The following is an 11,875-nucleotide window of genomic DNA, read 5'->3' on the forward strand; positions in this document are numbered from 1 at the left end:
GGCTCAGAAGCCCCGCTGCGCGCCGCCGTCCACCGCGATGGACTGGCCGGTGATGTACGACGCCTGCTCGGAGGAGAGGAACGCCGTGAGCGCGGCCAGCTCCTCCGGGCGGCCCAGTCTCCGCGCGGGAATCTGCGGCGCCACCTTCTCATCCGTCAGCCCGAGCTGCTGCATGCGCTCGGTGGCGTGGTAGCCCGGTAGCACCGCGTTCAGCGTGACGCCGTGCTGCGCCACCTCGTTGCTCACCGTCTTCACGAGCCCGAGCAGGCCCGCGCGCAGGCCGTTGGAGATGGTCAGGTTGCTCATCGCCTCGCGCGCCGCCAGCGACGTCACCAGGACGATGCGGCCCCACTGGCGCTCCTTCATCCCCGGGAGCACCGCCTGGATGCCGTCCACCGCGGCCATCCACAGGCTCTGGAAGCCGAGCTGCCACTGCTCCGCCGTCAGCGACTCGAAGCCGCCCGCCGGGGGCCCGCCCGTGTTGACCACGAGGACGTCCACGCCGCCCAGCTTCGCGTTGACGGTTTCGACCAGCGCCTTCGCGGCCCCGGGCTGCGTCAAGTCACACGGCACCGCGAGCGCCGCGCCCAGCTTCTTCGCGGCCTGCTCCAGCTTGTCGCCACCGCGCGAGCAGATGGCCACCGTGGCGCCTTCCTTCACCAGCGCCTCCGCGATGGCGTAGCCCAGCCCCGCGGACGCGCCCATCACCAGCGCGCGCCTACCCTTCAGTCCGAAATCCATCAGCGTGCTCCTTCATGAATGGTGTCAGCCGGCTCCGGATGAGCTCCGCCGCGCGCTTCAGGTCCACGTCCTCCGCCCGCGACAGGCCCTCACTCAGCTCGGAGACGATGCCGTCCGTCAGCGCACCCACCTGATAGGCCAGCCGGTAAGGCACGTGGCTGAAGCTCACCAGGGAGTAGCGGCTGACGAACTCGCCCGGGAAGGCGTTGAGCAGCACCTTCTCCACGGCCTTCCGGAACTGGAAGCGCGGGTCGCCGGTGCTGTCGCGCATCTCGACGAAGTTCTCCACCGCCATGTCGGCGATGGCGTCCGCGTTCGTCTTGCGCAGGCGTTCGAAGTCCGTGAAGACCTGCTCCCAGCCGGCGCCCTGTCCCAGCAGTTGGTCCAGGACGACGCAGTCCTCGAAGCCGCAGTTCATCCCCTGGCCGAAGAACGGGACGATGGCGTGCGCCGCGTCGCCCAGCAGCAGCGTCTGTCCACCCGCGTGCCAGGGCGCGCCCTTCACCGTCACCATGCTGCCCGTGGGGCGCGAGAAGAACGTCTCCACCAGGTCCGGGATGAGCGCCTTCGCGTCTGGGAACTGCGCGCCGAAGAACGCCTCCAGCTTCGCGGGCGTGTCCAGGGACGCGAAGCTCACCGGCCCCTGCCAGGGCAGGAACAGCGTGCAGGTGAAGCTGCCTTCCTCGTCGGGCAGTGCGATCAACATGAACGTGCCGCGAGGCCAGATGTGGAGCGCGTGCTTCTCCATCTGGAACGCGCCGCCGGGGCCCGCCGGAATCGTCAACTCCTTGTACCCGTGGCCGAGCTGCTCCTGCGTCCCCTGGAAGTCCGGCCGCTTCTCCAAGGCCTGACGGATGGCGGAGGCGGAGCCGTCCGTGCCGAACACCACGCGGCCGGGCTCCTGGCGCGCCTCTCCGGTGGCGTCGTCGTGCACCGTGAGCGCGCCCGAGCCGAAGTCCACATCCGTCACCCGCTGCTTGAAGCGGATGCGCACCTTCCCGGTGGCCTCCGCCGCCGTCATGAGGAAGGCGTTCAGCCACCCGCGCGACATCGCGTTGATGTGCTGCGAGTCGTCCTTGCCGTAGGGCTGGTAGACGAGCTCGCCTTGCGGCGGGTGAATCATCCGCCCGCGCATGGGGATGGCGTGCTTCAGCGCTTCGTCTTCCAGTCCCACCTGCCGGAGCGCGTGCAGCCCGCGCGTGGAGATGGCCAGGTTGATGGAGCGGCCCGCGTCGACCAGCTCGCGCCGCATGTCCGGGCGCCGCTCCAGCAGCTCCACGGGGTGGCCCCGGCGAGCCAGGTAGATGGAGAGCAGCGAGCCCACCAGCCCCGCGCCCACCACGGTGACGGTGTCCTTGCGCGCCTCACTCACGGGCGTGGCCCTCGAGCGTCTTCACGAAGCGGTACACGTCCGTGAAGGAGTTGTAGAGCGGCGCGGGTGCGGCGCGGATGATGTCCGGCTTGCGGAAGTCGCAGATGATGCCCGCGTCACCCAGCCGCTTCAGCAGGCCCTGGGGCTCGCCCCGGAAGCGCAGGGAGAGCTGGGCGCCGCGCTGCTTCACGTCCCGGGGCGTGGTGATGCGCACGAAGCCCTCGGGCAGCCTGTCCAACAGGAACTCCAGGAAGCCGGTGAGGCGCTCGCTCTTGGCGCGCAGCGCCGCCATGCCGGCCTGGTCGAACAGTTCCAGGGACGCGCGGAGCGCCGCGAGCTGGAAGATGGGCGGGTTGGAGAGCTGCCACCCCTCCGCGCCCGGCAGCGCGCTGAAGGTGGGCCCCATCTGGAAGCGCGTCTGCTTGTCGTGACCCCACCAGCCCTCGAAGCGGGGCAGGTCCTTCGTGTTCGCGTGCCGCTCGTGGACGAACACGCCGCCCAGCGCGCCCGGGCCCGCGTTGAGGTACTTGTACGAGCACCACACCGCGAAGTCCGGCCCGTCTTCGTGCAGCGACAGCTTCAGGTTGCCCGCGCCGTGCGCCAGGTCGAAGCCGACGAAGCAGCCCTTGGCGTGCGCGGCCTTCGTAATCGCGGACAGGTCGAAGGCCTGCCCGGTGAGGTAGTTCACGCTGCCCAGCATCACCAGCGCCACCTCGTGGCCGTGCTGCTCCAGCGTGGCGAGGATGTCCTCGGTGCGCAGCGTCTCCTCGCCCGCGCGGGGCTTGAGCTCCAGCACGGCCTCGCGCGCGTCGTAGCCGTGGAAGCGCACCTGGGAGGCGACGGCGTACTGGTCCGACGGGAACGCGCCGGCCTCCACCAGGATTTTGAAGCGCTGCTTCGTGGGCCGGTAGAAAGACACCATCATCAGGTGCAGGTTCACCGACAGGGTGTTCATCACCACCACTTCCAACGGCTTGGCGCCCACCAGCCGCGCGGCGTGCTCGGTGACGAGCTCGTGGTAGTGCAGCCACGGGTGGCGGCCGTGGTGGTGGCCCTCCACGCCCAGCCGCGCCCAGTCCTCCAGCTCCTCCTGGATGTAGCGCGCGGCGTTGCGCGGCTGGAGGCCCAGCGAGTTGCCCGCCAGGTACACCACGGGCTTGCCGTCCGGGCCGGGCGGGAAGTGGAACGCGTCGCGGTAGCCGCGCAGCGCGTCTTCCGCGTCCAGCTTCCGCGCGAAGGACTCGGAGTCCTCGAAGGGGTGCGGCGTCGTCATGGTGCGAAGTCCTCGGGGGCGCGTCCCAGCCAATCGAAGGCGTTGCGCCAGAGCAGCCGCTCCCGCGCGGCGGGCTCCAGCTCGGTCAGGGACTCGATGAGCGTGCCCGGGCGGTCCTCGCCCAGGGGGAAGGGGTAGTCACTGCCGAGCGCCACCTTGTCGTGCCCGAAGAGGCGGACGATGAAGCGCAGCGCGTCCGGGGCGTGGACCAGCGAGTCCACCCAGAAGCGGCCCAGGTAGTCCCGGGGCGGCACCTTGTTGTCCACGGCCACCAGGTCCGGCCGGGCCTCGAAGCCGTGCTGAATCCGGCCGAGCGTGTGGGGGAAGGCGCCGCCGCCGTGCGCGAAGGCGAAGCGCAGCTTGGGCAGCCGCTCCAGCACGCCGCCGAAGATGACGGAGCAGATGGCCAGCGACACCTCGGCCGGCATGCCCACCAGCCACGGCAGCCAATACTTCTGCATCTTCGCCTCGCCCATCATGTCCCACGGGTGGACGAAGACGGACGCGCCCAGCTCGCTGGCGGCCTCGAAGAAGGGGAACAGCGCCGGGTCGGACAGGTTCCAGTCGTTGACGTGCGAGCCAATCTGCACACCCGCCAGCCCCAGCTCCTTCACGCAGCGCTCCAGCTCGCGCACCGCCAGCTCCGGGGACTGGAGCGGCACCGTGCCCAGGCCCACGAAGCGCTTGGGGTGCGCGTGCACCACGGAGGCGAGGTGGTCATTGAGGAAGCGCGCCAGGTCCGCGCCGTGCTCCGGCTTCGTCCAGTAGCCGAACATGACTGGAATCGTGGACAGCACCTGGACGTGGACGCCGGCCGCGTCGCACTCCTCGATGCGCTTCACCGGGTCCCAGCAGTTGCTTTCGATTTCGCGGAAGAACTTGCCGTCATCCCGGAGCATGCGCGCGCGGCAGGGCGCGTGGTGGTCCAGGGTGATGAAGCCGCCGTAGCCGTAGCGCTCGGCGAAGCGCGGCAGGTCGGCGGGGAGGAGGTGCGTGTGGATGTCGACCTTCAACGGGCGGGACCTCCCTTGACCACCTTCGTCCCGCACTTCTTGCAGGTGCAGTTGTCGGGGTTGTCGTAGAAGTGCTCGAAGATGGGCGGAAGCTGCGTCACCAGGTTGGTGACATGCACGAACTCTTCGTAGAGCTTTTCGCCGCACTGCGGGCACAGCCACATGAAGCCATCCAGCTCCTTCGGCTGGCGGCGGCGCTCCAGCACCAGGCCCACCGTACCCGCGGGACGCTGGGGCGAGTGGGGCACGTTGGGCGGTAGCAGGAATATCTCCCCTTCGTGGATGGGGATGTCCTGCACCTGGCCCTCGTCGATGACCCGCAGGTTCATCGTGCCCTCGAGCTGGTAGAAGAACTCCTCGCCCTCGTTGATGTGGAAGTCCGTGCGCGCGTTGGGCCCGCCGACGACGGTGACCATGAACTCCCGGTCCTCCCACACCTGCTGGTTGCCCACGGGGGGCTTGAGCAGGTGGCGGTGCTCATCAATCCACTTCTTGAAGTTGATGGGGGTCAGGCGGCCCATTCATTCACCTCCGATGGTGGCGATGCACTTGAGCTCGATGGCAATCGGCGTGGGCAGCCGGTTGATTTCGAGCGTGGTGCGGCACGGCGGGTTGTCCTTGAAGTACTCCGCCCACAGCCGGTTGAAGGTGGGGAAGTCCTTCTTCATGTCGGTGAGGTACACCGTCACGTCCACCAGCTTGTCCCAGGACGCGCCCGCGTCCTCCAGGATGTAGCGGACGTTGCGGAACACCGAGTGGCACTGCGCCTCGATGTCGTACGAGACGATGTTGCCCTCCGCGTCCAGCTCCACACCGGGAATCTTCTTCGTGCCGCGCTCGCGCGGGCCCACGCCGGACAGGAACAGGAGGTTGCCCACGCGCCGGGCGTGGGGGTACAGGCCCACCGGTTCGGGGGCCTTCTGCGAATCGACTCGTGCGCTGTCACTGCTCACGGCGTGCTCTCCTCACGTGGGGGTAGGGGGCTCACAGCTTGATGCAGACGTTCTTCGGCTCGGTGAAGAAGCGCAGCGCGTCCCAGCCGCCCTCGCGTCCCACACCGGAGTCCTTCACGCCGCCGAAGGGCGTGCGCAAATCGCGCAGCATCCACGTGTTCACCCAGACGATGCCGCTGTGCAGCCGCGAGGCGAAGCGATGCGCGCGCTTCACGTCCTGGGTCCACACGCTGGCGGCCAGGCCGTACCGGGTGGAGTTGGCCCACGCGAGCACCTCGTCCTCCGAGTCGAAGGGCATGATGCTGGCCACCGGGCCGAAGATTTCTTCCTGGTTGGTGCGGCACCCCGCGTCCAGGCCCTCGATGAGGGTGGGCTCCACGAACCAGCCGTTGCGGCAGCGTCCGGGCACGTTGGCGCGCTGTCCGCCGGCGAGGATGCGGCCACCCTCCTGCTTCGCCAGACTCACGTAGCCCAGCACCTTGTCGAAGTGCTGCTGCGACACCAGCGCACCCTGGTCCGTGCCCGCCTCCAGCGGGTCTCCCACCTTGAGCGCGCGCGTGCGGGTGACCAGCGCCTCCTTGAAGCGCTCGTAGAGGGGCCGCTGGACGAAGATGCGCGGGCCGCAGAGACAGATTTGCCCCTGGTTGGCGAAGGACGAGCGCAGCGTGGTGGCCAGCGCCTCATCGAAGTCACAGTCCGCGAAGATGACGTTGGGATTCTTGCCGCCCATCTCCAGCGACAGCTTCTTGAAGGCGGGCGCGGCCACGCGGGCAATCTCCGCGCCGGTGCGGGTGCTGCCGGTGAAGGAGATGGCGCTGATGTCCGGGTGCTCGCTCATCGCGGCGCCTACCTTGGGGCCCAGGCCGTGCACCAGGTTGAGCACGCCCGGCGGCAGGCCCACGTCGCGGCAGACCTGGGCCAGCAGGTACGCCGTCATCGGCGTCACCTCGGACGGCTTGGCCACCACGCAGTTCCCCATGGCGAGCGCCGGGGCAATCTTCCACGTCAGCAGGTACAGCGGCAGGTTCCACGGGGAGATGCAGCCCACCACGCCCAGCGGCGCGCGCAGGGTGTAGTTGAGGGCCACGTCGTCCGTCTGGTGCGCCTCGCTGGAGAACTGCGTCACCGCGTCCGCGAAGAACTCGAAGTTGAGGATGCTGCGCGGGATGTCCACCGTGGAGGCGACCGACAGCGGCTTGCCGGTGTCGATGGACTCCGCGCGGGCGAAGGCGTCCAGGCGGCTCCGGATGCCGTCCGCGATACGGCGCAGCATGCGCGAGCGCTCGGTGGCCGGGGTGGCGGCCCAGGCGGGGAAGGCCCGCGCGGCGGCCTCCACCGCGTGCTGGACGTCGGACGCGTCGGAGTCCGGCACGTGGGCATACGTCTCGGCCGTCGCGGGCTCGGGCTTGTCCAGCCACCCGCCTCCGCGGGCGGGCAGCAACTCACCACCGATGTAGTTGAGTACCTTCTCCATGGCCGAGCCCTCCGGTAGCGCCTGCCCATGGCCCGGCGACGGTGAACCCCGCCAGCCCTGTGGGAGGGCGCGCAATGTACGCCGCCCCTCCGTACCTCACCAGCGCCACGCGCGCCCGCAGTCCACTGTCATGGAATCGGGGCCGCTCGCCTGGAAGGCACGAGGAATGCCGCACTGCGCGAACGCGCGGGGGCTGCCAGCTGCGCCAGGTGGTGAAGCCGCTGTCAGTGCGCGGGGTGGGGCACGCGCAGTCCGCCCCGGGGGACCCGGTCCTCACGGCCCGCGCGGCCCGATGCCCAGCCCACGGCGATGAGCAGCGCGCCGAAGACGAGGAAGCCCACATCCCACGCGAGCTGGTTCGGCCCGGGCTTGACGTGGTGCAGGTCGAAGAGCTGGTGGTCGAGGATTCCCTCGACGACGTTGAAGAAGCCCCAGCCCGCCAGCATGGCGCCCACGAAGGTCCTGGTGGACCACGGCACGTCGGAGCGCTGTCCCACGCGCCAGAGCGTCCACACGCCCGCCAGCGTCATCACCCAGGTGAGGGCATGGAAGAGGCCATCCCAGAACATGTTCACCTTGATGCGGACCACGTCATCGGGCGGCAGTGGCGTGGAGAGCATGTGGTGCCACTGGAGAATCTGGTGCAGGAGGATGCCGTCGACGAAGCCGCCCAGGCCCACACCCAGCAGCAGTCCCGCGAGCACGAGCGGGCCGCGATTCCGGGCACTCATCGGGAGCGCTCCCGCCCCTGTCTCCGCGCGCGCTGCTTCACCGGCACGGGGGGAGGGATTTCTCGCGTGGCGAAGTACAGCGCGCCCAGGATGAGCACGAGGATGAGGAAGGGCAGGGCGGTGAGGGACAGCCGGCCCCAGAAGTGCTCATCGAGGATGGCGGCCACCACGTCGGGGCGGCAGGTGGGGCATGCGGAGGCCGAGGTGGCCGTCAGCAGCCCGGTGGTGAAGCCCGTGAGAATGCCCCGCTTCATAGGTCGCCCCTCCCTGGGTGGACGGGAAGCTCACCACCCCACCGGGACGCGGCAAGCGGTGGGCGTTCCCTGAAGCCACGAGGCCGCCCGTCAGCCCCGCCTGCCGGGGTGGATGAATGTTGGCGGGACCGCCACGCGCGAACCGCTCGGCTATAACGCGGCACCTGGAGGAGACATCATGTCGCGGAAAGTGGCGCTCATCACCGGGGCTTCGGCGGGTTTGGGAGAGCAGTTCGCACACCTGTTCGCGAAGGATGGACACGACGTCATCCTGGTCGCGCGCAGCGCGACTCGGCTGGAGGCGCTGGCCGCGAAGCTGGAGCAGGCCCATGGCGTGAAGGCACACGTCTTCCCAGCGGACCTGGGCCGGCCGGAGACTCCCGAGCAGCTCTTCGAGGCCGTGCGCGCGAAGGGGCTGGCGGTGGAGTTCCTGGTGAACAACGCGGGCTTCGGCTCGTGCGGTCCCTTCCTGGCGCAGGACCTGGCGCGGGAGGCGGAGATGGTGGAGGTCAACTGCACCGCCCTCCTGAAGCTGTCACACCTGTTCGCGCGGCCCATGCAGGAGCGGGGCAGCGGGCGCATCCTCAACGTCGCCTCCACCGCGGCCTTCCAGCCCGGCCCCTTCATGGCCACGTACTTCGCGACCAAGGCCTTCGTGGTGTCCCTGTCGGAGGCGCTGGCGCACGAACTGAAGGGCTCGGGTGTGACGGTGACGTGCCACTGCCCGGGTGCCACGCACACGGAGTTCACCCAACGCGCGGGCAACGGCCAGACGCGGCTGTTCCAGCGGCCGGGCGTGGCCAAGGCGGAGGACGTGGCCGCCCATGCCTACGCGATGATGATGCGCGGCCGGGTGCTCTCCATCCACGGACTGCTCAACTGGGTGGGGACCCTGGGTGTGCGCTTCAGCCCGCGCGTGGCGGTGCGCGCGCTCGCGGCCAGCCTCAACCAGCAGGGCTGAGGCTGGCCTCCGCGGCGGCGCCGTTCAGTTGTACGTCGCGGAGAAGACGAGCGACACGTTGGTGACGTTCCAGCTATCGCTGTTCGACTCGTTCCGGATGCGGCCCAGGGCCAGCTCGGCGCCGATGCCGAGGCCCCAGTTCTTGCTCACCCACCACTCCTTGCCCACGCCCAGGTGCAGTCCGCCGCCGATGTCCGACTCGGCCACCTTCTCGCCGTCGTCGGTGACGCTGAGCTGCGTGTACGTGAGCGCGCCGGACAGATACACGTTCGCGGGCATGATGTAGTAGGTGACGCCCAAGCCCACGGCGCCGAAGTTCTCGCTCAAGTTCTCGTTCTGCCCTTCGACGGTGAGGTCCCCCACCTGGAGGCTCGGGTTGGGGGCGGACGCACCGTAGAACTTCGCGTAGAGGATGAAGTTGTTGACGAGCGCGAAGCCGAGCTCCGCGTTGATGTTGGCGCCGCCGCCCTTCACCACGAGCTCGGGCGAAATGTCAGTCGCCTTGGCTCGGAGATAGCCACCGCCCACCTGCAGGCGCAGGTAGAAGCCGTCGTGGGCGTGCTCGTCGTATTCCTGGGCGCTCGCGGTGGTGGCGGTGAAAAGCAGGGCCGCGATGATGCTGGGGTATCGCATGAAAACAGCTCCTTCGGAGAATCCCACCCGGCCGGGGGCTCTGCGCTATGTAGCACGGCGGGCTGAAAGGCCAGCGTCCGCTTCAGGCCGGGCCGCGTTCGCGAGACTTGCGCGTCCGCGTTCGGGTGCCGGAAGCTCCGCGCCACCATCCGGGCGGTGCGCCATCCTGGCGTGGCCGGAATGACGAAGAGAGGGACGGGGATGACCGCGACCGTGGACCACGAGGCACTGGCACATTTCCTGGACTCGGCCAGGCTGGAGCGTCGCGAAGTGGCGCCCCTCACCCGCGAGCACCCCGCGTTGAGCGTGCCGGATGCCTACGCCATCCAGGAGGCTGGAATCCGGCTGCGCCTGTCCCACGGCGAGCGCGTGGTGGGCTTGAAGATGGGCCTCACCTCCGAGGCCAAGCGCAAGCAGATGAACCTGGACTCGCCCGTGTATGGCGTACTCACGGACCGGATGCAGGTGCCCGCCGGCGGCGTGATTCAGTTGTCACAGGGCGTCCACCCGAAAATCGAGCCGGAGATTGCCTTCCGCACCGCGCGTGAGCTTCGCGGCACGGTGACGCGCGATGAGGTGTTGGACGCCTGCGAGTCCGTGTTCGCGGCGATGGAAATCCTCGACTCACGCTACCGCGACTTCAAGTACTTCTCCCTGCCGGATGTGGTGGCGGACAACGCGTCGTCCTCGCTGTTCGTGCTGGGCACCACCGAGCATCCTCCGCGCGCGATGGACCTCACGCGGCTGGAGATGACCCTGTCGGTGAATGGCGAGCCCGTTCAATCCGCCCGCGCGGATGCCATCTCTGGCGACCCTGTCGTCTCCGTCATCCAGTTGTGTGAGCTGCTGGCCCAGCGCGGCCAGGTGTTGCCGGCGGGGAGCATCGTGCTCGCGGGCGCCGCCACCGCGGCGCACATGCTGCGCCCGGGGGACCGGGTGCAGCTCACGGTGGAAGGACTGGGCATCGTGGCGGTGTCCGCCGAGTAACGCCGGGCGCTACCCGTCGAGCGGAGCGCCCGCCGCTTCCATCACCGGCCAAGGCGCGCGCGTGGATGGCAGGCGCTGGAGCAGGTGCCACGCCAGCTCCCGCGCCTGTCCTCGAATCTCGGGGACGGCCGTCGTCTCCCACAGCTCGCCCCGGCGCGGCGGGCCCAGGGTGTAGAGGCGTCCAGAGGCGCGTCCGCCCTCGTCCAGCAGCGCGCCGTCAGCGTCCGTGGCCAGTCCCATGCCCAGGACGTCCGGGCGCACCAGCCCGGTCTCCACCAGCCCACCCAGCACCGGATGGCCGCGCGTCATGGCGCCCTCCGGCCCCGTGCAGTTGATGACGTGCTGGACGTGCAGCGTCTCCTCCTCGCCCTGGCCCCGAGGGCGCACGCGGACTTCCACGCCGGACGCCTCCAGCGCGAAGCCCCGGACGCGCGCGGCATGGAGCGTCAGCCGGCCCTCGCGCCGCAGCCGCTCCATCGTCTCGCCGATGCTGGGCGCCATCCGGTGCCGGTGCACGTCCCAGTACGAGCGCAGATGCCGGAGGAAGCGCTGCCGCTCGCCCACCGGCAACCGCTGCCACAGCGGTATCGTCACGGGCCGCAGCGCGTCCACCACCGTCCGCCATTCCGCGCCCGCCTCCGCCGCGCGCCGCACCTCCCGGCGCAAGAGGTGGAGGATGGGACGGATGCGCACGGGAACGGAGTGCGTGCCCGTCACGCGCATGTCGCCGCGCTCGCGCCGCACCTCCTGGCGCAGGGCCCGCAGCGCCTCCCGGATGCCGGGCGAGGCATACGTCGTGGCGCCTGCCCGGGGTATCTCCTGGTGCACGTGGGGCAACAGGCCGTGCCGGGACAGCGCATGGATGTGCCCCTGGTGTCCCATCTCCATCAGCGACAGCACGGTGTCCACCATGGTGAGCCCCGTGCCGATGAGCAGCACGTCGTCGGTGGCGGACACACCCCGGAGCGCGTCTTGAGCCCAGGGGGAGCGGTGATACCGGCGGCTGGCGTACAGCCCGCCGTCGGGCACGCGCAGGTTGGAGGGCAGCGCATTGCCCAAAGCCAGCACCACGGTCCGGGCCTCCAACTGTCCCCCGCTGGCCAGCGCGACGCGCACCGTGCCGTCGTCCGTCTCCTCGACCGAGGCGACGTCGCTGGTCACCACTTCCAGATGCACGCCCTGCGCGGCCTGGGCGCGCGCCTCGCGCAGCACCGACTCCAGGTAGCGGCCATAGCGCTGGCGGGAGATGAACGCGCCGGGCGCCGTGTCAGGCAGCTCACGGCGCACCCAGCGCAGGAAGTGCTCCGGGTCGTCCGCGAGGGCCCCCATCCGCGCCGCTGGCACGTTCAGCAGGTGACACGGGCTCGTCGTCGAATACGCCAGCCCCAGGCCCGTGCCCACGCCCAGGGGCTTGGTGGTGAAGAACGGGTCGAAGATGCGCTCGCGATGCTCCGGGGAGATGCCGCAGCCAGTGTCGCGTACC

13 protein-coding genes are annotated in these 11,875 nt (G+C 69.7%); 2 read left to right on the plus strand and 11 right to left on the minus strand.

Going from position 1 to position 11,875, the window contains the following annotated elements; genetic code table 11:
* Nucleotides 1-3: 3 nt before the first annotated feature.
* From FL344_RS29890 to FL344_RS29930, 9 genes are all read right to left on the minus strand, one after another.
* A complete protein-coding gene (locus tag FL344_RS29890; RefSeq protein WP_090485419.1) occupies nucleotides 4-741 on the minus strand; it encodes an SDR family oxidoreductase in 738 nt (245 codons plus the stop codon).
* The gene (locus tag FL344_RS29895; protein ID WP_141620930.1) at nucleotides 719-2,113 is read right to left on the minus strand and encodes an NAD(P)/FAD-dependent oxidoreductase; all 1,395 of its coding nucleotides are present in this window, start codon (nucleotides 2,111-2,113) and stop codon (nucleotides 719-721) included. Before FL344_RS29895 ends, FL344_RS29890 begins: the two co-directional genes overlap by 23 nt.
* Nucleotides 2,106-3,386, minus strand: coding sequence for a kynureninase (gene kynU / locus FL344_RS29900; RefSeq protein WP_141620931.1), 1,281 nt, complete (start codon nucleotides 3,384-3,386; stop codon nucleotides 2,106-2,108). The genes FL344_RS29895 and kynU overlap by 8 nt, the downstream gene beginning before the upstream one ends.
* Entirely contained in the window at nucleotides 3,383-4,399 is a 1,017-nt protein-coding gene (locus tag FL344_RS29905; protein ID WP_141620932.1) for an amidohydrolase family protein, read from the minus strand. Before FL344_RS29905 ends, kynU begins: the two co-directional genes overlap by 4 nt.
* Entirely contained in the window at nucleotides 4,396-4,920 is a 525-nt protein-coding gene (gene nbaC, locus FL344_RS29910; protein ID WP_141588318.1) for a 3-hydroxyanthranilate 3,4-dioxygenase, read from the minus strand. Before nbaC ends, FL344_RS29905 begins: the two co-directional genes overlap by 4 nt.
* Complete coding sequence (locus tag FL344_RS29915; RefSeq protein WP_011551041.1) at nucleotides 4,921-5,352, minus strand: RidA family protein; 432 nt, start codon at nucleotides 5,350-5,352, stop codon at nucleotides 4,921-4,923. It lies immediately after the preceding gene.
* Nucleotides 5,353-5,383: 31 nt separating this feature from the next.
* Nucleotides 5,384-6,826: an aldehyde dehydrogenase gene (locus tag FL344_RS29920; protein ID WP_141620933.1), complete on the minus strand. Its 1,443-nt coding sequence runs from the start codon at nucleotides 6,824-6,826 to the stop codon at nucleotides 5,384-5,386.
* 224 nt (nucleotides 6,827-7,050) lie between these two features.
* Entirely contained in the window at nucleotides 7,051-7,557 is a 507-nt protein-coding gene (locus FL344_RS29925; protein ID WP_141620934.1) for a DUF2243 domain-containing protein, read from the minus strand.
* Entirely contained in the window at nucleotides 7,554-7,811 is a 258-nt protein-coding gene (locus tag FL344_RS29930; protein ID WP_141588315.1) for a hypothetical protein, read from the minus strand. The genes FL344_RS29925 and FL344_RS29930 overlap by 4 nt, the downstream gene beginning before the upstream one ends.
* A gap of 178 nt (nucleotides 7,812-7,989) precedes the next feature.
* Between FL344_RS29930 and FL344_RS29935 the strand changes: the two genes are divergently transcribed.
* Complete coding sequence (locus FL344_RS29935) at nucleotides 7,990-8,772, plus strand: SDR family oxidoreductase (RefSeq protein WP_141588314.1); 783 nt, start codon at nucleotides 7,990-7,992, stop codon at nucleotides 8,770-8,772.
* Between the two features lie 24 nt (nucleotides 8,773-8,796).
* Here the strand turns inward: FL344_RS29935 and FL344_RS29940 are convergent, their stop codons facing one another.
* The gene (locus tag FL344_RS29940) at nucleotides 8,797-9,405 is read right to left on the minus strand and encodes an outer membrane beta-barrel protein (protein ID WP_228557558.1); all 609 of its coding nucleotides are present in this window, start codon (nucleotides 9,403-9,405) and stop codon (nucleotides 8,797-8,799) included.
* 201 nt (nucleotides 9,406-9,606) lie between these two features.
* Here FL344_RS29940 and FL344_RS29945 point away from each other — a divergent pair, with 201 nt between their 5' ends.
* Complete coding sequence (locus tag FL344_RS29945) at nucleotides 9,607-10,392, plus strand: 2-keto-4-pentenoate hydratase (protein ID WP_141588312.1); 786 nt, start codon at nucleotides 9,607-9,609, stop codon at nucleotides 10,390-10,392.
* A gap of 9 nt (nucleotides 10,393-10,401) precedes the next feature.
* Here the strand turns inward: FL344_RS29945 and FL344_RS29950 are convergent.
* Nucleotides 10,402-11,875 (minus strand): FAD/NAD(P)-binding protein (locus FL344_RS29950; protein ID WP_228565481.1); only part of this gene is annotated, 1,474 nt, incomplete at its 5' end.

Origin of the sequence: Myxococcus sp. AB036A (genome assembly GCF_006547355.1) — a bacterium.
Taxonomy (GTDB): Bacteria; Myxococcota; Myxococcia; order Myxococcales; family Myxococcaceae; genus Myxococcus; species Myxococcus virescens.

Bases quoted from the DNA above. Each gene is read 5' to 3' on its own strand.
- FL344_RS29920 (WP_141620933.1), bottom strand. From the start codon at position 6,826: ATGGAGAAGGTACTCAACTACATCGGTGGTGAGTTGCTGCCCGCCCGC.
- FL344_RS29930 (WP_141588315.1), bottom strand. From the start codon at position 7,811: ATGAAGCGGGGCATTCTCACGGGCTTCACCACCGGGCTGCTGACGGCC.
- FL344_RS29945 (WP_141588312.1), top strand. From the start codon at position 9,607: ATGACCGCGACCGTGGACCACGAGGCACTGGCACATTTCCTGGACTCG.
- FL344_RS29890 (WP_090485419.1), bottom strand. From the start codon at position 741: ATGGATTTCGGACTGAAGGGTAGGCGCGCGCTGGTGATGGGCGCGTCC.
- kynU (WP_141620931.1), bottom strand. From the start codon at position 3,386: ATGACGACGCCGCACCCCTTCGAGGACTCCGAGTCCTTCGCGCGGAAG.
- FL344_RS29935 (WP_141588314.1), top strand. From the start codon at position 7,990: ATGTCGCGGAAAGTGGCGCTCATCACCGGGGCTTCGGCGGGTTTGGGA.
- FL344_RS29925 (WP_141620934.1), bottom strand. From the start codon at position 7,557: ATGAGTGCCCGGAATCGCGGCCCGCTCGTGCTCGCGGGACTGCTGCTG.
- FL344_RS29940 (WP_228557558.1), bottom strand. From the start codon at position 9,405: ATGCGATACCCCAGCATCATCGCGGCCCTGCTTTTCACCGCCACCACC.
- nbaC (WP_141588318.1), bottom strand. From the start codon at position 4,920: ATGGGCCGCCTGACCCCCATCAACTTCAAGAAGTGGATTGATGAGCAC.